Genomic DNA, 18725 nt, shown 5'->3' with positions numbered 1-18725 from the left:
TATAACTATTTTTTAGATTACCTAAAATATACCATAAATAGTGATATAACTATAGTCACGAACACTACATGGATGATTTCTAATATCCCAAGTTGCTTTGGTTTCCATCCTCTCCCGTAGACATAAACCGCTCTTATAAAACCAAATGTAAATGCGATACCGACTACCGGATGGTAAATAAAACCAATAATCATTACTATAAAATGATAAATAAACGATGCCCATTTATAAGTCGGATTATTCTTCTCACGAATAACTGTCTTAACAACGAGTGCTGATCCAATGAAATATAGTGTCGATACAATCATCACAAAGTATAGATTAAACGTCATTGAATGAGTGTTTAAAAATCCTGTTGCTCCACCGGCTAAACTGAAAATGATAATTGCTGCTATATTATTCAGCATATTTCTTTCATCGCGTGTGTAGGAAAAATAAGCATTCAATATACCGAATGGAATCATACATAGGAAAAAGAAAATGACTCTATATTCAGTAACAATCGGATAAATCAGAATTAGAAATGATAGAAAAGTAAAAAGAAAGGCACTATTTAAAACTTCATATTCTTTACGTTTAATTCTTTTGAAAAAATATAGTATATGATCAGCTGCAAAAAATATGAGTAACCATCCAACAATAAAAAACAGTTGTGAAGGATGGAATCCACTTGCAACCATTCCTAATATAGGTGGCATAAAAACCATCGCCCAAGCACCATGCTGGTTTTGCTTTTTAAATTTAAACTCCATTACTCACACCTCTCCTCCATTATACAATGAATACTCATGTAAATAAAAAAGAGCTAGGTAATTACCTAACTCTTCTCTTCTTACTTTTCGGCGGACCGAGAATCTCTTTCATCACGATACCGTTAACGACTGCTTCTTTATCAAACGATAACTTTTTATTGTACGGACTATCGTCAAAGATAACTTGTTTTACTTCATCAGTTCCATTCGTGAGAACTGATTTTTCTTTATTTTTTTGTAGCTCTGCGACTTTCTTTTTCGCTTCATCCGCTTGACGCTGTCTTTCTCTAAGTCGTTCTTTTTCACGTTTATATTTGTCCTCAACGGCCTTTTTAGAAGTTTTGTCTAACTTAGGTTTTCCTTGTTGTGTTGTCGTCTCTTGCTTTAAGTCCGTAAATTCTTTTTTTAAACGTTTAAACTCGTCCACCGCTTCAGTTTTTGATTTTTGATATTTTTCATTTAGTTTATCAAAATCAATATTTCTTGGATTCTTAGATTGCTTTTCCTTTTCTTTAGCATCATTGAGATATGATATTATCCCACCAATAGCAAAAATTATTAATGGTACGAGTAACTCCATATTATCACTTACTCTTCTTCATTATATTTCGTTGGATCTGTCATCTTGTTAATAGAATCTCTCATTTTAGTATCTGCTTCGATATTCTTTAAGTCGTAGTATTCACTTACAGTGATACGGCCTTCCTCTAAAGCTTTTGCAAATGCAAGTGGTACTCTAGATTCAGATTCTACTACTTTCGCGTGCATCTCTTGAACACGTGCTCTCATTTCTTGTTCTTCTGCTACTGCCATTGCACGGCGCTCTTCAGCTTTTGCTTGAGCGATATTTTTATCTGCCACAGCTTGTTCAGTTTGAAGGTCTGCACCTATGTTTTTACCGATATCTACGTCAGCGATATCGATCGATAGAATTTCAAACGCAGTTCCTGAGTCTAGTCCTTTTTCAAGTACAGTTTTTGAGATTAAATCTGGGTTTTCTAATACAACTGTGTGATGCTTTGAAGAACCGATTGTCGATACGATACCTTCACCAACACGTGCTACAATTGTTTCTTCACCGGCACCACCGACGAGACGGTCGATGTTGGCACGTACTGTAATACGCGCTTTCGCTTTTACTTCGATACCGTTCATTGCAACACCGGCAATAAATGGCGTTTCGATAACTTTCGGGTTAACTGACATTTGAACAGCTTCTAATACGTCACGGCCTGCTAAGTCAATTGCTGCACAGCGTTCAAACGTTAAGTTGATATCTGCACGTTGTGCCGCAATTAATGCATCAATTACTCTGTCTACGTTACCACCAGCTAAGTAGTGTGATTCTAATTGGTTTGTCGTCACATCAATACCAGCTTTACGTGCTTTAATTAGCGGTTCTACAACACGTTTTGGTTTTACTTTTCTTAAACGCATACCAATTAACGTAAATATACCAATCTTAACTCCAGCAGCTAATGCTGAAATCCATAATCCTACTGGAACAAAAGATAAAATAAACATTACCGCTATAAAAATAACGACAACGAATAATATAAGTGAGATTAAACCACCTGTCATTAATTATCCACCTCTTCATTTTTTATCGGTCTAACAACAATTCGAGTACCTTCAACGAAGATCACTTTTACTTTAACGTCTCTTTCTATAAAAGTTCCCTCTGCTACCGCATCAATTCTATTATCATCGATTATTACTGTTCCAGAAGGTCTTAATGGTACTGCAGTCACGCCTACTTTTCCAAGTAGATAAGAACGGTCATCAAATGAAGTATAACCACTTTCGCTGTCTGTCGCGTCTGTCAAGACAAAACGCTTCCATAATGGGACTCTCTTCTTTTTCATTTTGACTAAAACACCTACCTCTATCGCAACTAAAATGATAATGAGAAATACGATAACACTATAAAGCATTGGGTCATTCGTTATAAATATAATACTTATAAAGAGTAAAATCGTTCCGATGACGCCGAGTACTAATCCGAAGATAAAAAACTCTAAAACGATTAGTGCAGACGCAACTAATAGTAATAACAACGCAAACACACTCGACTCGTTTACGAGTATATGTCCGAGATAAAATGTGAAGATCGAAAATATACTTAGTACACCAACGAAATTAATTTTGTGTGAAAAAAGTTGATATGTAAGTCCTAGAAAGAACGTTAACAAAAGAATTGTTGAAACGACTGGACTCGATATAAAGTTAATAATATTTATCAAGAACCCGTTCACGTTGAATTCCTCCATTTTATTATACATAACTCCATTAATTTTTTATATAAAAAAGGGGATGATTCTCATCATCCCTTTATTTATAATTCTGTTACTCGAGGGAGTTACACGAATTATCTAAATTTACGTTTACGTGCCGCTTCTGATTTTTTCTTACGTCTTACAGAAGGTTTTTCGTAATATTCTCTTTTACGTGCTTCTTTAATCGTACCGCTTTTAGAAACTGTACGCTTGAAACGACGTAACGCATCTTCGATAGATTCGTTTTTTCTTACTACTGTTTTAGTCATCGTGTTCCCCTCCCTCCGAAATAACACAAAGAGCAAATATTTAAGATATTAAAATAATATCTAGTGTATATTATATTATAAATTTAATAATATGGTCAAGGTGTTTTAATATTCTGAATTACTTTTTTCACCTAGAACAATTTTCACGCCACTTGATGCACCAAGTCTTGTTGCACCTTTTTCAATCATTTGTAATGCGTCTTCTTTAGAGCGGATGCCTCCACTTGCTTTAACACCGAGTGCATCTCCAACTGTTGACTTCATTAGCGTAACGTCTTCTACTGATGCTCCTCTTCCGTTAAATCCTGTTGAAGTTTTAACGAAATCTGCACCTGCTTTTTTAGAAAGTTCACTCGCTGTTACGATCTCATCAGGAGTTAGTAACGCTGTTTCAATAATTACTTTAACAAGCGCTTCACCTTTAACATTTACGACTGCTTCTATGTCTTTTTGAACCGTTTCTAAATCTCCAGTTTTTAATGCGCCGATATTAATGACCATGTCAATTTCATCAGCACCATTACGAATCGCTTGAACCGTTTCAAACTGTTTAACTTCTGACGTCGTCGCTCCGAGTGGGAATCCAACAACTGTACAAACTTTCGTGTCGCTACCTTCAAGTAGAGACTTACATAGCTCAACGTGTGACGGATTCACACAGACGCTAAAGAAATTATATTGTTTTGCTTCTTCACATAATTTTTTAATATCGTCTGTTGTTGTATCTGGTTTTAATAATGTGTGATCGATATATCGTTCTATTTTCATTTAAATCCTACTTTCCATATGTGCAGCTTCACTTGTGTGCACATGTCTTTCTAAATAATCGTACTGTTTTACCATCGGTTTTTCGAGTACTTTAACGATTTCACCTTTTGATACTGGATAACCTGGCTCTGTCACTTTAACTTTAACGAGTTCACCAGTTAGGCTTTCATCTCCATCTACTGCTACTTTCATGTAATTATCCGCATGTCCAACGAGAATACCGTCTTCCATTTTTTCAGGAATAATTTCTAATACGTCATCTTTAAACTTCTCAGCATAGCTTAACGCAAGTGCGTCCGATAACTCGATGAGTTTTTTTACGCGCGCTTCTTTCGTTTCATTATCGATTTGATCTTTCATACGTGCAGCTGGTGTTCCTGTACGTGTTGAGTACGGGAATACGTGTAATTCTGAGAAATGATGCTTTTTAATGAAATCATATGTTTCCATAAACTCTTCTTCTGTTTCACCAGGGAATCCAACGATAACATCTGACGTAATCGCAGCACCTGGCATCATTTCTTTCAGTCTTAAAATACGAGATTCATAAAAGTCCATCGTGTACTTACGTCTCATACGTTTTAAAACAGTATCTGATGCAGATTGAACAGGTATATGGAAGTGTCTTACAATTTTATTTGAATGATAAATAACATCGAGTACTTCATCTGTTAATTGCGACGCTTCTATACTAGAGATTCTTAAGCGATTAAGACCTTCGACTTTTTCGAGATCTCTTAGTAACATCGCTAAGTTATAATCTTTTAAGTCTTCACCGTATCCACCAGTATGAATACCTGTTAAAATGATTTCTTTATAACCCGCTTCAACAAGTTTTTCTGCTTGTTCAATTACCTTTTCAGGGTCTCTAGAACGCATTAAACCACGTGCCCACGGAATAATACAAAATGTACAGAAGTTATTACACCCTTCTTGAATTTTTAATGTCGCACGTGTGCGGTCTGTAAAGTACGGTACGTCCATTTCTTCAAACGTACGTTTTTTCATAATATTTTGAACGCGGTTAATCGGTTGACGTTCTTCATGATACTGTTCGACATAGTCAATTAACTTATCGCGATTTTCTGTTCCGATAATTATATCAACACCAGGTATTGCCTCGATTTCTTTTGGTGCAGTCTGAGCATAACATCCAGATACTGCAATGACTGCATCTGGATTTTGACGAATCGCTCGACGAATCACTTGACGTGACTTTTTATCACCTGTATTCGTTACTGTACAAGTGTTCACAACAAAAACATCAGCATTATCTTCAAACTCAACGCGTGAATATCCTGCATCTTTAAAAATTTGCCACATCGCTTCGGTTTCGTAATGGTTTACTTTACAACCGAGCGTTGAAAAAGCAACTGTTTTTTCCATCTATATCAAATCTTTCTTATAAAATAATCATCAGCTATTTTAACATAATGAAAAGTGCGCTTCAATAAACGTTAATTATAGAAGCTGTCGATCACCGATAACATATATAAAGGTGCGGTCTCTGCACGTAATATACGTTTCCCGAGTTGAACGATTGTAAAGTTATTATGTGACGTGACTTCACTCTCTGTAAATCCACCTTCAGGTCCGAAAATAATCGCGATATGTGTGTCTGTTCTATTTAAAGCAGTTGCGAATTTTTTATTTTCTTGAAGACGAACATCTTCATAACCTATAAAGACGTTATCATACTGTGTAAAATCTATTGACTTTAGTTTACCTAGAAATTCGATCGTAGGTATCGTATTACGTTTTGACTGTTCGCTTGCTTCTGTTACGATTTTTTCAAAACGTGTTTTACGTTTTTGTTTTTTCTTTTCATCAAGCTTTACAACTGAACGATCTGCGTCATAAAAGTAGAAATGTTCCGCACCGAGTTCGGTACTTTTTTGCAACATAAAATCGAGTTTATCTCCTTTTAAAATCGGAGCATATACACTCACTTTAATGTTGCTCTCTACACTTTGAATCGTAGAAATCACTTCTATTTTAAACGGGGTGTCTTCAATTATTTTCACGATAAAGACACCCTTGTTTTTGTCCACAACTTCTATTTTGTCACCAATAGACATACGCATCACATTAAAAATGTGATGCGTATCTATATTTAAGTCTGTATTAATTTCGTTTTCTTGTAAAACAGTATCTACAAAATATCTTTGCATAGCACTTATCCTTTTTTAGATAGTATACTCACCCATCCATCGTCTTCTAAAACTTCGATTATACTAAATCCAGCATCCTTTAATTGTGAAAGAATATCTTCTTTTTTCTCTACAATAATACCACTCGAGATAAAGTAACCGCCATCGTTTAATACTCGATAAGAATCTGTAATCATATCCTCAATAACATGAGCTAATATATTAGCAACGACTATATCGTAATTTTTTGTCTCATTTTTTAATAAATCCGCTGCTCTTAAGTCGACAGGTTTAGTGTCATTTAAATTAAAGTTTTCTTCAGCAACTGTTAATGATAACGTGTCGATATCTGTTGCTGTTAAGTCTCTCGCGCCCATTAAATACGCGCCGATTGTTAGAATCCCAGACCCTGTACCAACATCAATCACTTTATGTTCTGGTCGAATGATTTTTTCGATAAACGTTAAACACATCGACGTCGTCGGATGGTCTCCTGTACCAAATGCCATTCCTGGATCAAGTTTAATTAAACGGTCATTAGCGTCATATTCATAATCATCCATTTCCCATGACGGAACGATGACAAATGACTCTGACACTCTAAAACTATGGAAATACTTCTTCCATTCATTTTCCCAATCCGCTTCTTCTACAGTATCCACTGTAACTTCAATCTCGTCACGATTAATGATTGCTTCATTTTCAGAAATGAACTGATTAATAAGGTTCAGCTTTTCATCAAGATTTTCCGTCTCATCGTAATATACTGAAATACGAATATCTGACTCTGGATAATCACTTTCGTTTAAACGGAATTTATGTTCGAAATCATCGATATTACTTTTCATTAAATCAACTGAATAATCGACAGAAATACCATTAGAAATATCTGTTAAAAATAGAGATAGTGGTGTTTCATTTTCAATCTGTGAGTGTAACGAAATTTTATACCACTTCATAATTAGTCCCCTTTAAAGAATCGACGTGCTTTATCTGTAAATGATTCTTGCGATCCTTTTACTTGATTACCGTTTAGTTCGGCCAGTCTTCTAAATAATTCTTTTTCTTCTTCTGAAAGTTTCGTCGGTGTCTCTACTCTTATTGTAACGATTTGGTCACCATAACCGAATCCATTGACGTTTTTAACACCTTTTTCTCTAAGACGTAATTTACGTCCAGACTGAGTGCCTGCTTTCACGTCGATTTCAACAGGTCCGTGCAATGTCGGTACTTTTACTTGGTCACCGAGCGCTGCTTGTGAGAACGTAATTGATAACTCATAGTGAATATCGTCACCATCACGTACGAACTCTTTGTCTGGTTTTACTCTAAACGCGATATAAAGGTCACCTGCTGGTCCACCGTTATATCCAGGTTCTCCATATCCTTGAAGACGTACTTGTTGTCCGTTATCAATACCTTCAGGAATCGTCACTTCGATTTCAACATCTTTTTGTACAGTTCCTTTACCGTGACATTTATCACATGGATGTTCGATTTCTTGACCTGTTCCTCCACATGTTGGACATGTACGTTGTGTTCTAATTTTACCGAATGGTGTATTTTGTTCTACATTGACGTTACCTGTTCCTGAACACGTTGAACATGTCTTTTTAGACGTTCCAGCTTTTGCTCCGCTTCCATCACAATGATCACATTCAACTTCTTTTGTAATTGTGACAGTCTTTTTACCTCCGAAGACCGCCTCTCTAAAGTCGATCGTCATCGTATATTGTAAATCGTCACCTTGGCGTGGTGCATTTGGGTCTTGACGACGGCTTCCACCGAAGAAACTTGAGAATATATCTTCAAATCCTCCAAATCCACTTCCACCGAAGTCATTAAATCCACCGCCGAATCCTCCAGTACCATCAAATGCACTATGTCCAAACTGATCATACTGACGACGTTTTTCATCGTCATATAGTACGTCGTATGCTTCTGTTACTTCTTTAAATTTTTCGTCTGCGCCTTCTTCTTTGTTAATATCTGGGTGATATTTCTTAGACAGTTTACGATATGCGCGCTTAATTTCTTCTTTTGTTGCGTCTTTGTTTACGCCTAATACGTCATAATAATCTTTTTTAGTAGCCAATTTTTCTCCTCCAACATACAAATATTACCATTTAAAAAAGTCAAAGCCAAATGCATTGGCTTTGACTTTAAGAGTCTATCTATATTACTTGTTGTCGTCTTCGTTAACTTCTTTAAAGTCCGCATCTACAACGTCATCATCTTGAGCTGGTTGACTAGCGTCACCTTGTTCTTGTTGCATTTCTTGGTAGATTCTCATAGAAACTGCTTGAAGTGCTTGTTCAAGTGCTTCTTTCTTAGATTTAATTTCATCTAAGTTATTCTCTTCAAGTGCTTTTTGTAATGCATCTTTCGCTTCGTTTACGCTCGTTTTTTCATCTTCAGTAACTTTGTCGCCAAACTCTTCTAAAGTTTTACCACTTTGGAATACGAGTTGGTCTGCTTCGTTTTTAAGATCTGCTTCTTCACGACGTTTTTTATCTGATTCTGCATTTTCTTCTGCTTCTTTGATCATGCGTTCGATATCTTCGTCTGAAAGATTTGAAGATGCTTCAATTTTAATGCTTTGCTCTTTACCAGTTCCTAAGTCTTTTGCAGACACGTTTACGATACCGTTTTTGTCGATATCAAACGTAACTTCGATTTGTGGTACTCCACGTGGTGCTGCTGGAATGTCTGTTAATTGGAAACGTCCAAGCGTTTTGTTGTCTGCAGCCATCTCACGCTCACCTTGTAGAACGTGGATATCTACTGCTGGTTGGTTATCTGCTGCTGTAGAGAACACTTGTGATTTACTAGTTGGGATTGTCGTATTTCTTTCAATTAAAATTGTGTTTACGCCACCCATTGTTTCAATACCAAGTGATAATGGTGTAACGTCGAGTAATACTACGTCTTTTACATCTCCAGATAATACTCCACCTTGGATTGCTGCACCCATTGCAACAACTTCGTCTGGGTTAACAGAGCGGTTGATTTCTTTACCTGTTTCTTTTTTGATTGCTTCTTGTACTGCTGGAATTCTCGTTGAACCACCGACTAAAATAACTTCGTCAAGATCTGAGAAACTTAAGCCAGCATCTTTAATTGCGTTACGTACAGGAATCATTGTTCTTTCAACTAAGTCGTGTGTTAACTCATCAAATTTAGAACGCGTTAATGTCGTTTCTAAGTGTAATGGACCTGCTTCTCCTGCACTAATGAATGGTAGAGAAATTTGTGCTGATGAAACACCTGATAAGTCTTTTTTCGCTTTTTCAGCTGCATCTTTTAAGCGTTGCATCGCCATTTTATCTTGTGATAAATCAATGCCGTTGTCTTTTTTGAAGATGTCTACTAAGTAGTCGATGATTTTTTCGTCAAAGTCATCTCCACCTAGTTTGTTATCCCCACTCGTAGCTAGTACGTCGAACACACCGTCACCAAGTTCTAAAATAGAAACGTCGAACGTACCTCCACCTAGGTCAAATACGAGTACTTTTTCTTCCTCTTCTTCTTTGTCTAAACCATATGCTAACGCTGCAGCTGTTGGTTCGTTAATGATACGCTCTACTTCAAGACCAGCGATTGTACCTGCGTTTTTAGTCGCTTGACGTTGTGAGTCATTGAAGTATGCTGGAACTGTAATAACTGCATGTGTCACTTTTTCACCTAAATAGCTTTCTGCTGTTTCTTTTAAATCTTGTAAAATCATCGCAGAGATTTCTTCTGGTGTATATGATTTACCTGCAACTTCTACTTTATAGTCTGAACCCATATGACGTTTAACACTCATCACTGTGTCAGGGTTAGTAATCGCTTGACGTTTTGCAACTTCACCAACTTGTCTTTCTCCATCTTTAAACGATACAACTGATGGTGTCGTTCTGTTACCTTCACGGTTAGCGATAACTTTCGCTTCTCCACCTTCTAATACTGAAACTACTGAGTTTGTAGTACCTAAGTCAATACCAATAATTTTAGCCATAATTAAAATTCCTCCATAAAATATCTATATTATATCTGTTAATATTATTCGCTTACTTTGACCATGCTCGCTCGAATGACACGGTCTTTTAGTAAATACCCTTTTTGGAATTCTTCAATCACTACACCAGATTCAACACCGTCTTTTGCTTCCGTCATAATTGCTTGATGGAAATTCGGATCAAACGGTTCGTCTAATGCTTTGATTTGAGTAATTCCATTTGCTTCAAGTTTATTTAAAAAGTCGTTATAGACCATTTCAACACCCTTATGCAGTGATTCAAACGATTCAGAATCTCCTGTTTCTTGAAGCGCACGTTCTAAATTATCAAGAACGGATAATAAATCAGTTGCTAAACTTTGATTTTTATATTTGTTATTTCTTTCTGTTTCTTCTCTAGAACGTCTTTTAAAATTTTCAAATTCTGCATAAAGTTTTAAATATTTGTTTTCAGATTCATCCAGTTGTTGCTCTAACTGTTCTACTGGATTTTCTTCTACTTCTTCAACTTCTTCGATTTCTTCCAAATCTTCGTTCTTTTCTTCTGTAAGTTCTTCAGTTTCTTTTAGTTCTTCTTCTTGTATGTTTTCATTCTTCTTTTCCACGCACTAACTCTCCTTTTGATTAAATGCATGTAATAATGTGATTATTTTTTGATACCCCATAATTTCTGGGCCAATCACCATCAAGTTAGCCGTCACATCGTTATAAGTGACGTTTGTTGATACGATTGATAAAAGTTCATAGTTTTCATCGATTTCTTCACCAAAACGTACTTCAACTTCACGACTATGTGATCGTAATTGTGGAAGTTTTGCATGCTCAATGTCATTGTAAAGTTGAGTGAGCGTTTCTACATCAGTTTCAAAGTCTCTCAGTAAAAATCCGAGTCCTGAGTAAAACGATACTGTTTTCTCATCGCCTAGGTTCTCGATTTTTTCGGATAATTTTAATAAAAACTGCTGTAACAACGGATTGTTTTTAACGAGATGCGTTTTAACAATATTAATTGCTTCTTTAATAGAAGCATCAATAAGTAATACATTTAAGTCTCTCGTTAACACATCTAAATCGTGCTGTTTTATATCTCGTGACTTTCGAATCGTCACTTGCTTTACCGCTTCACTATTTAACACGATGACTAAAAGCACAAGCGCGTCTGAAATCGATGTGAGGTAAACACCTTTAACTACTTCTTTTTCATCTGTTAATGTAACGTAAGTTAAATGTTGTGTTTTGTTGCTAAGTGTATGCGCAATACCTTGTCCTAAACGATTTAAATTCGACTCATTAAAATCAAAGTTTAAGTCGATTTTTGCTGGCATATTTTCGATATCTCGTTGAATATCTTCGATGTACTTTCTAAGACCTTTTCTCGATGGAATTCGTCCCGATGAAGTATGTGCTTTAGAAAGATATCCAAGATTTTCTAACTCTGCCATTTCGTTACGAATTGTCGCGCTAGAAACATCTAATGGATATTTCTCTAACAATCGCTTTGAACTAATCGGTACGCTCACATTTAAAAAATCATCTACAATAAAATGAAGAATGATCTCTTGACGTTTTGTAAGCATCCTTTCACCTCATTAGCACTCATCATCTCTTAGTGCTAATTCTATAATAATCAATAGGTCAAAGAATGTCAAGACTTAACCCTCAATCGATTAAAAAATCAATAAACACGTCGTTTCCAACCATTTTCCCTTGCTCTGTCAACGATAAATATTCTACGTTTATTTGTAAATTATTTTGATTAATATGCTTTTCAATAACATCTCCATATATATCAAAAAGAGAAACTCCATATTTATCTTTAAACTGTTTGATTTTTAGTCCTTTGTTTAATCTTAAGTTTAAAAACATTTCTTCTTCGTACATCTCTTTATTAGTTAATTTATGAATTTCCTTAATCGCATTCGTATCTTCTTTCATACGATTAATATAGTGCGGTACTGGTTTTACATTAAAATATCTTTCTCCATTTACATATCCATGGCTCCCAGCACCTGCACCGTAATATTCATTGTTTTTCCAGTATGTCTTATTATGCATCGATTCATACTTTGGATATGATGAAAAATTTGATATCTCATATTGGTGATAACCTATTTCTTTTAAACCTTCCATTACACGCTCATATCTTTTTCCTTCTACTTCAGAATTTGCTATGTGTAATTTCCCTTGTTTAATTTTGTTATAAAAAATCGTATGTTTTTCAATAATCAATGAATACCAAGAAATATGTTTTGGTTGTAACACTTTTATATTATTCAATGAGTCTTCAATATGTTGAGACGTTTCCCCAGGAAGGTTATACATAAGATCAATCGAGTAATTATCTAAACCAATTTTTTCCATATGATTAATAGAGCGATAAATATCATCAAAATTATGCGTACGTCCAAGAATTTTTAATAGCTCGTTATCAAATGTTTGTACACCGAGAGACACGCGATTTACACCGTATTCTTTTAATAGACTGATTTTTTCAGTCGTTAACTCATCTGGATTTGCTTCGAACGTATACTCATGACTGACATTAAAATTATCATTAATAAATGAAAGTAATCGTTCAAGCTGGTTCAGATTTAAAGCGGTTGGTGTTCCGCCACCGACGTATATCGTTTTTAAACTACGTTCTTTTAAGTACTTTAATTCTTTAATTAACATATCTACATACGTGTCGACTGGCTGATTGTCGATTAAAAACTTATTAAAGTCGCAATATGCACAAATTCGATTACAAAACGGAATGTGAATATATAGGCTATCCATAATTGCCTCCTTAAAAAAATGAGAAATCATGAAACATGATTTCTCTTTTAAAATAATCAATTAGTCTTCATCCATACGTAATACTGCTAAGAAAGCTTCTTGTGGAATTTCAACTGAACCAACAGCTTTCATCTTCTTTTTACCTTCTTTTTGCTTTTCTAGTAGTTTACGTTTACGTGATACGTCCCCACCGTAACATTTAGCAAGTACGTTTTTACCAATCGATCGTATATTTGTACGTGAAATAATTTTGTTTCCAAGCGCTGCTTGAACAGGCACTTCAAATTGCTGACGTGGAATTAACTCTTTTAGTTTCTCTACGAGTGCACGGCCTCTTTGATATGCAAAGTCTCTATGAACGATAATACTTAATGCATCGACGACTTCGTTATTTAGTAAAATATCCATTTTAACTAATTTCGATTCTTTATATCCGATGATTTCGTAGTCTAAACTTGCATATCCTTTCGTATGAGACTTTAACGTATCGAAGAAATCAAATACGATTTCTGCTAATGGTATTTCATATTTAACATTCACGCGAATATCATCTAAATAATCCATCGTTATAAAATTACCACGATTCTTCTGACAAAGTTCCATCACTGCACCAACATAATCGTTTGGTACCATAATCTCTGCCTTTACATAAGGTTCTTCGATATAATCAATTAAATCTTGTTTTGGCATTTGTGACGGGTTATCTACGTTATGTACTTCACCGTCTGTTGTATGCACTTTATAAATCACTGAAGGTGCTGTCGCAATTAAGTCAATACCAAATTCACGCTCTAGTCGTTCTTGGATAATCTCCATATGAAGCATTCCTAAAAAACCAGTACGATAACCAAATCCTAATGCTTGAGAAGATTCTGGTTCAAACTCTAATGCAGAGTCATTTAACTGTAATCTTTCAAGAGCTTCACGTAAATCTACATAGTCTCCAGAATCAATTGGATATAGTCCACAGTACACCATCGGGTTCATACGTTTATATCCAGGTAGCGGAGTATCTGTTGGGTTGTTTGCATGTGTAATCGTATCACCAACACGTGCGTCAGATACTGATTTTACTTGTGCTGCTAAAAATCCAACGTCTCCAACAGTTAGTTCGTCAACTGCCATTGGAGCTGGCGTATGTATGCCGACTTCAGTTACTTCAAATTCGGTACCTGTTTGCATCATACGAATTTTATCTCCAACTTTAACCGTACCGTCAAACACACGAATCGACGAAATCGCACCACGATATTGATCGTATTCAGAGTCAAAAATTAACGCTTTTAAAGGTGCACTTGGATCACCTTCAGGTGGTGGTACAGTGTCTACGATACTTTCTAATATATCATCGATACCAATATCCGCTTTTGCAGATGCGCGTACCGCATCGTCTTTATCTAGACCAATGACATCTTCAACTTCCTGTGCAACACGTTCTGGATCTGCAGCAGGTAAGTCTATTTTATTAATTACAGGTACTAATTCTAACTCGTTATCTAATGCAAGATAAACGTTCGCGAGTGTCTGTGCTTCGATACCTTGAGCAGCATCGACGACTAAAATTGCACCTTCACATGCCGCGAGAGAACGTGATACTTCATAAGAGAAGTCGACGTGCCCTGGTGTATCGATTAGGTGGAAAATATACTCTTCTCCATTTGGTCTTGTATATTTTAACTGAACAGCGTTTAACTTAATCGTAATACCACGCTCTTGTTCAAGCTCCATTGCATCGAGTAGTCTGTCGGACATATCACGTGCAGCTACTGATTCTGTATGCTCAAGTAATCGATCGGCTAATGAAGATTTCCCGTGATCGATATGAGCTATAATAGAAAAGTTTCTAATTTTCTTTTGTCTTTCTAAACGCTTTTTGTCGTCCATAATATATCCAACACCTTTACTAACAATTGAATTAATTATATCAATTTCATATAGTTTCATCAATTCATTTTGAAAGTGTACATTGCATTACACTTGTAAATCTGATAGAATATTTTTGTTGCAATCAAAGTTGTACAACTTTTAACTCTGGAGGTGCAAACATGGCTAACATTAAATCAGCAATTAAACGTGTTAAAACTACACAAGCAGCTACTGAACGTAACATTGCTCAAAAGAACGCAATGCGTACTGCAATCAAAGCTGCAGAAACTGCGAAAGAGAACAACGCTGAAAATGTTGAAGAATTAGTAAACAAAGCAATCAGCTTAGTTGATAAAGCTTCTAACAAAAACTTATTACACAAAAATAAAGCAAGTCGTTTAAAATCTAAACTTGCTAAGTAAAGAAAACTTCCTAATTTTAGGAAGTTTTCTTTTTTTATATTTTGCTTATGAATACTTCAAATAAAGCTTCGCTATCTAAATACGTTGATTTTAACTCATAATCCATATCTCTAATTAACACCATTTTTTGAAGTAATACTTCTAACGGATACTGATTGACTTGAGACATCGCTAATTTCACACGATACGGATGCACTTTTAAACGACTACTAATTTCATCTTGACGCATTCCCTCGTTCATTAAAATCTTCGTTTGATAATATAACCTAAACTGTGACGAGATTAGCCCGAGTAATTTAATCGGCTCTTCTTTTTGTAATATTAAATCTCTAAATACATCGACCGCTTCACGCTTTTGATTTTTAAGAATAAAGTCTGTTAAAGAAAACACGTTTGCTTCTAAACTTTTACTAACTATAATATTCACGTCTTCAACTGTAATTATATCGTGGGCAAACAACATCAACTTTTCTAACTCATTTTTAACAATCGTATAATTCGCACCTGTACGATTTAGTAATTCATTTACTGCATCGTTTCGAATTGTCAAACCTTCACTTTTAACAGCGTCGTTAATATGTTGAACGAGTTCACGTTCATTCATTTCTTCACACTCAATGATTTTCCCTTGTTTTTTTATGAGTTTCGTAATCTTTTTTCGGTTGTCTAATTTTTCAGCAGATGTCACGAAAATGAGTAACGTATCGTCTTCTTTGTCCTCGATATATTGAATCATTTTATCGATGTTGTGATCGATAGACGTTCTCTTCTTTTCGGCTGTAAATAAAAATGCATCTTTTACAATCACGACTTTTCGATCCGATAAAAACGGTAGCGTAATACTCTCTTCGATAATATGTTCAATCTCTGTTTCGATATAATCAAAGACGATTCGATTAAAGTCATCGACTGTTGCTAAATAGTCTTTCGTTAACTTATTGACTGTTTCGTCTATACGCACTCTATTCTTTCCGTATACTAAATAGAGTTTTTCCATGTAATCACCATTCTTAATTGAATTCACTATAGATTTTTCTCTAACTCTATTCTATACTATAAATAAGTAATAGGGGGTTATGTCATGAATAAATTTGAAAAAAATGTACAATCTAAAAATAACGACGTAATCGATTCAGGACTTGCATTTTTAGTCGGACTTTTAGGATTCACTGCAGTCTATGTGATTGCACAAATTTTCCAAATCGTCGCGAGTTTTAACTAGAGCTAATTTTATTAGCTCTTTTTTTATTTATAACAACGGTTCTCTATCTTTCGTAATTTATGTTTTGTACAATAACCATTCTTTTTAAAAGTAATCTCGACCATCCCGGATTCTTTAGTACTTACAATTTCCTTATTGTACTTGGTGAGTAAATCCGTTACCTCTTTATGCGGATGCCCATATGAATTATTTACCCCACTCGATATAAGTGCTAAATTAAATTCTCTTTCTACAAGATCCACGCCGGTACTCGTATTCGAACCGTGGTGGCCAATTTTTACGATATCTATTTTGTTCACATTTTTTAATATTTCTTCTTCATACTCTACACTTAAATCTCCGAGCATTAGTATATGATAGTCAAATAGATTTACATCTAGCACAATCGACTGGTCATTTGAATTATTTGTATGAATGATTGTATTGACATTTTTTAAAGTTATACGCTTAAACTTTAACTCACTTACTTCTGTAGAGTAAAGGATATTTGATTCACTAAATTGTTTTAAATATCCTTCAGTAAGCTTTTCATCTCGCGGGTTTATATATACGTTCTTAATCGGCAGTTTACTACTAATATAAGTCGCTTCACCCATATGGTCGTTGTCCATATGACTAATGACGAGTAAGTCTATTTTTCTTATACCATTTTCTTTTAAATACGGTAAAATCGTTTTTTCTGCAAGTCGAATTTCATAATCATTTCTATAAAATTTGCCACCAGTATCTACGAGAATTGTTTGATTGTACTTTTCATCGATGATTAAAAACGCATCCCCTTGTCCGACATCCACCATGACAAATTTTATACCGTCTTTAAAGTTAAACGACGATAACAATAAAAATACAATAAATATTAACGTCATTCGAATTATTTCTTTGAAACTTTTTGTCAGTACAGTTCTTATATGAAAATAGCTAATAATCGTTAATATGACGATAAATATCGACGATATATTTTTTATCGGCAAACGGTGTTCAATTACATTCCCTAAATAAAGTATGAGTGATGTATTCGTTGAAAAGATTAAGTGTAGAAGATAATCAAAACATTCCGGAAGATACGTAAATAGACTCATGTTAAAAATAAAAACAGAAGGGAAAATGACAAAACCGAATATTGGACCGAATATTAAGTTCATTACAATTCCACTGATCGACACTTCGTTAAAGTGAAATAGTATTAAAACAATCGTACACATTTCACATATTACAGTAACAATTATCATTTGTATGAATGGTGGTCTATCATTAAAGAAATGACGGCTAAGAATAATTGTGAACGTCGTAACATATGACAACTGAAAACCTGCATGAAATATTATATATGGATGAATTACAAATTGAATAATTGCAGTTAAACTGATAATCGCTAAATACGGCTTTTTATTAAAATAGCTCGTAATAATAAGTAACACTGCCATAAGTACAGCTCGAAGTACACTTGGAGAAAATATATTAACCATTAAAAATATGAGTAAACATATAACTACTAGTGCTTTAACATATTCAATCGGTAGTCTAAATCGTGTAAATAAAAATATCAGTACCATCGTAATATACGCAACGTGTGTCCCTGATATTACGTATAAATGGTAAATACCGAGCTTTTGAAGTGCTGAAAAGAATTGTGAATCGAGCATCATCTTATTACCGATTGACAGCATTAATATATCCCCGGTGTACGGATAATTACTAATCTTTAAAACTTTTTCGGTATACTTATATTTTAAATTATTGATTTTCATCTTTACTGTTTTCTTCGTTTCTGAACAGTTTGAACGATCGTCTTTCACATAAATACTTCCAACTACGTTAGAAATTTTCATCGATAACGCTTGATTACGTTTAATAAAATTTCTTTCAATATTTGGTTTCACGACTTCAAAATCGCCATTACACATTGTACCGATAGGAAGAAGTGCTTCATTCTCCATATAAACATAAAAACGATAATTTTCATATTCACCAATATAAGAAATCGTATCGTTATTATATTTGTAGTCTGATATTGTGAAGTAATCAATAGTCTCCTCTTTAAAGGTATCTCTATTAGAATAGAAATATGTACTAGAAATAATTACAGAAATTAAAATTAACGTATATACGATATAACTAAATCTCTGTATAAAGACGATATATGTAATAATGACCATAAAAAATAACCCTAGCAGTGGAATTTTCACGATTAACGCTCCACTGACTAAGGCTAAAAAAATTAA

General features: G+C 34.8%; 19 protein-coding genes. 2 read left to right on the top strand and 17 right to left on the bottom strand.

Annotation, left to right across the window (positions count from 1 at the left end):
- Positions 1-17: 17 nt before the first annotated feature.
- From BBS29_RS01135 to lepA, 15 genes are all read right to left on the bottom strand, one after another.
- Positions 18-752 (bottom strand): YwiC-like family protein, encoded by a 735-nt coding sequence (locus BBS29_RS01135; RefSeq protein WP_068128263.1) that lies wholly within the window; start codon positions 750-752, stop codon positions 18-20.
- Between the two features lie 61 nt (positions 753-813).
- Entirely contained in the window at positions 814-1332 is a 519-nt protein-coding gene (locus BBS29_RS01130; protein WP_068128262.1) for a hypothetical protein, read from the bottom strand.
- An 8-nt stretch (positions 1333-1340) separates the two neighbouring features.
- Entirely contained in the window at positions 1341-2333 is a 993-nt protein-coding gene (gene floA / locus BBS29_RS01125) for a flotillin-like protein FloA (RefSeq protein WP_040928384.1), read from the bottom strand.
- Positions 2333-3034 carry an NfeD family protein gene (locus BBS29_RS01120; RefSeq protein ID WP_068128261.1) on the bottom strand — a complete coding sequence of 234 codons (702 nt, stop codon included), beginning with the start codon at positions 3032-3034 and terminating at the stop codon, positions 2333-2335. The genes floA and BBS29_RS01120 overlap by 1 nt, the downstream gene beginning before the upstream one ends.
- Positions 3035-3120: 86 nt before the next feature.
- A complete protein-coding gene (rpsU, locus tag BBS29_RS01115; protein ID WP_040928386.1) occupies positions 3121-3297 on the bottom strand; it encodes a 30S ribosomal protein S21 in 177 nt (58 codons plus the stop codon).
- A gap of 105 nt (positions 3298-3402) precedes the next feature.
- Complete coding sequence (gene deoC / locus BBS29_RS01110) at positions 3403-4065, bottom strand: deoxyribose-phosphate aldolase (RefSeq protein ID WP_068128260.1); 663 nt, start codon at positions 4063-4065, stop codon at positions 3403-3405.
- Entirely contained in the window at positions 4066-5451 is a 1386-nt protein-coding gene (gene mtaB / locus BBS29_RS01105) for a tRNA (N(6)-L-threonylcarbamoyladenosine(37)-C(2))-methylthiotransferase MtaB (protein WP_068128257.1), read from the bottom strand.
- Positions 5452-5522: 71 nt separating this feature from the next.
- Positions 5523-6236 (bottom strand): RsmE family RNA methyltransferase, encoded by a 714-nt coding sequence (locus tag BBS29_RS01100; RefSeq protein ID WP_068128256.1) that lies wholly within the window; start codon positions 6234-6236, stop codon positions 5523-5525.
- A 5-nt stretch (positions 6237-6241) separates the two neighbouring features.
- A complete protein-coding gene (gene prmA / locus BBS29_RS01095; RefSeq protein WP_068128253.1) occupies positions 6242-7174 on the bottom strand; it encodes a 50S ribosomal protein L11 methyltransferase in 933 nt (310 codons plus the stop codon).
- Between the two features lie 2 nt (positions 7175-7176).
- The gene (gene dnaJ, locus BBS29_RS01090) at positions 7177-8310 is read right to left on the bottom strand and encodes a molecular chaperone DnaJ (protein WP_068128251.1); all 1134 of its coding nucleotides are present in this window, start codon (positions 8308-8310) and stop codon (positions 7177-7179) included.
- Between the two features lie 84 nt (positions 8311-8394).
- Entirely contained in the window at positions 8395-10215 is a 1821-nt protein-coding gene (gene dnaK / locus BBS29_RS01085) for a molecular chaperone DnaK (protein ID WP_068128248.1), read from the bottom strand.
- 44 nt (positions 10216-10259) lie between these two features.
- Positions 10260-10820, bottom strand: a complete 561-nt coding sequence (gene grpE / locus BBS29_RS01080; RefSeq protein WP_068128246.1) for a nucleotide exchange factor GrpE — start codon at positions 10818-10820, stop codon at positions 10260-10262.
- A 3-nt stretch (positions 10821-10823) separates the two neighbouring features.
- On the bottom strand, positions 10824-11792 hold the full coding sequence (hrcA, locus tag BBS29_RS01075) for a heat-inducible transcriptional repressor HrcA (protein WP_068128245.1): 969 nt from the start codon (positions 11790-11792) through the stop codon (positions 10824-10826).
- Between the two features lie 82 nt (positions 11793-11874).
- A complete protein-coding gene (hemW, locus tag BBS29_RS01070) occupies positions 11875-12993 on the bottom strand; it encodes a radical SAM family heme chaperone HemW (protein ID WP_068128243.1) in 1119 nt (372 codons plus the stop codon).
- Between the two features lie 60 nt (positions 12994-13053).
- Positions 13054-14877, bottom strand: a complete 1824-nt coding sequence (gene lepA, locus BBS29_RS01065) for a translation elongation factor 4 (RefSeq protein ID WP_068128486.1) — start codon at positions 14875-14877, stop codon at positions 13054-13056.
- Positions 14878-15038: 161 nt separating this feature from the next.
- On the opposite strand from lepA, the gene rpsT reads away from it, so the two are divergent.
- Positions 15039-15281 carry a 30S ribosomal protein S20 gene (rpsT, locus tag BBS29_RS01060; RefSeq protein ID WP_068128241.1) on the top strand — a complete coding sequence of 81 codons (243 nt, stop codon included), beginning with the start codon at positions 15039-15041 and terminating at the stop codon, positions 15279-15281.
- A 34-nt stretch (positions 15282-15315) separates the two neighbouring features.
- Here the strand turns inward: rpsT and holA are convergent, their stop codons facing one another.
- Positions 15316-16278 carry a DNA polymerase III subunit delta gene (gene holA, locus BBS29_RS01055; RefSeq protein ID WP_068128239.1) on the bottom strand — a complete coding sequence of 321 codons (963 nt, stop codon included), beginning with the start codon at positions 16276-16278 and terminating at the stop codon, positions 15316-15318.
- A gap of 84 nt (positions 16279-16362) precedes the next feature.
- On the opposite strand from holA, the gene BBS29_RS08120 reads away from it, so the two are divergent.
- Complete coding sequence (locus BBS29_RS08120) at positions 16363-16503, top strand: YqzM family protein (RefSeq protein WP_083286812.1); 141 nt, start codon at positions 16363-16365, stop codon at positions 16501-16503.
- A gap of 23 nt (positions 16504-16526) precedes the next feature.
- Here BBS29_RS08120 and BBS29_RS01050 read toward each other — a convergent pair whose 3' ends face one another.
- Entirely contained in the window at positions 16527-18689 is a 2163-nt protein-coding gene (locus BBS29_RS01050) for a DNA internalization-related competence protein ComEC/Rec2 (RefSeq protein WP_179853816.1), read from the bottom strand.
- Positions 18690-18725 lie beyond the last annotated feature (36 nt).

This window comes from Nosocomiicoccus ampullae (assembly GCF_001696685.1).
GTDB classification, from domain to species: Bacteria; Bacillota; Bacilli; order Staphylococcales; family Salinicoccaceae; genus Nosocomiicoccus; species Nosocomiicoccus ampullae_A.
Note: the sequence above shows the minus strand (reverse complement) of the source record. Positions and strands in the feature narration are given on the sequence as shown.

What these genes read in the sequence shown, in the direction of transcription:
- holA (WP_068128239.1), bottom strand. Translation starts at nt 16,278, where the DNA reads ATGGAAAAACTCTATTTAGTATACGGAAAGAATAGAGTGCGTATAGAC.
- rpsU (WP_040928386.1), bottom strand. Translation starts at nt 3,297, where the DNA reads ATGACTAAAACAGTAGTAAGAAAAAACGAATCTATCGAAGATGCGTTA.
- prmA (WP_068128253.1), bottom strand. Translation starts at nt 7,174, where the DNA reads ATGAAGTGGTATAAAATTTCGTTACACTCACAGATTGAAAATGAAACA.
- BBS29_RS01120 (WP_068128261.1), bottom strand. Translation starts at nt 3,034, where the DNA reads ATGTATAATAAAATGGAGGAATTCAACGTGAACGGGTTCTTGATAAAT.
- BBS29_RS01130 (WP_068128262.1), bottom strand. Translation starts at nt 1,332, where the DNA reads ATGGAGTTACTCGTACCATTAATAATTTTTGCTATTGGTGGGATAATA.
- dnaK (WP_068128248.1), bottom strand. Translation starts at nt 10,215, where the DNA reads ATGGCTAAAATTATTGGTATTGACTTAGGTACTACAAACTCAGTAGTT.
- floA (WP_040928384.1), bottom strand. Translation starts at nt 2,333, where the DNA reads ATGACAGGTGGTTTAATCTCACTTATATTATTCGTTGTCGTTATTTTT.
- lepA (WP_068128486.1), bottom strand. Translation starts at nt 14,877, where the DNA reads ATGGACGACAAAAAGCGTTTAGAAAGACAAAAGAAAATTAGAAACTTT.
- hemW (WP_068128243.1), bottom strand. Translation starts at nt 12,993, where the DNA reads ATGGATAGCCTATATATTCACATTCCGTTTTGTAATCGAATTTGTGCA.
- rpsT (WP_068128241.1), top strand. Translation starts at nt 15,039, where the DNA reads ATGGCTAACATTAAATCAGCAATTAAACGTGTTAAAACTACACAAGCA.
- BBS29_RS01135 (WP_068128263.1), bottom strand. Translation starts at nt 752, where the DNA reads ATGGAGTTTAAATTTAAAAAGCAAAACCAGCATGGTGCTTGGGCGATG.
- hrcA (WP_068128245.1), bottom strand. Translation starts at nt 11,792, where the DNA reads ATGCTTACAAAACGTCAAGAGATCATTCTTCATTTTATTGTAGATGAT.
- deoC (WP_068128260.1), bottom strand. Translation starts at nt 4,065, where the DNA reads ATGAAAATAGAACGATATATCGATCACACATTATTAAAACCAGATACA.
- BBS29_RS01100 (WP_068128256.1), bottom strand. Translation starts at nt 6,236, where the DNA reads ATGCAAAGATATTTTGTAGATACTGTTTTACAAGAAAACGAAATTAAT.
- mtaB (WP_068128257.1), bottom strand. Translation starts at nt 5,451, where the DNA reads ATGGAAAAAACAGTTGCTTTTTCAACGCTCGGTTGTAAAGTAAACCAT.
- BBS29_RS08120 (WP_083286812.1), top strand. Translation starts at nt 16,363, where the DNA reads ATGAATAAATTTGAAAAAAATGTACAATCTAAAAATAACGACGTAATC.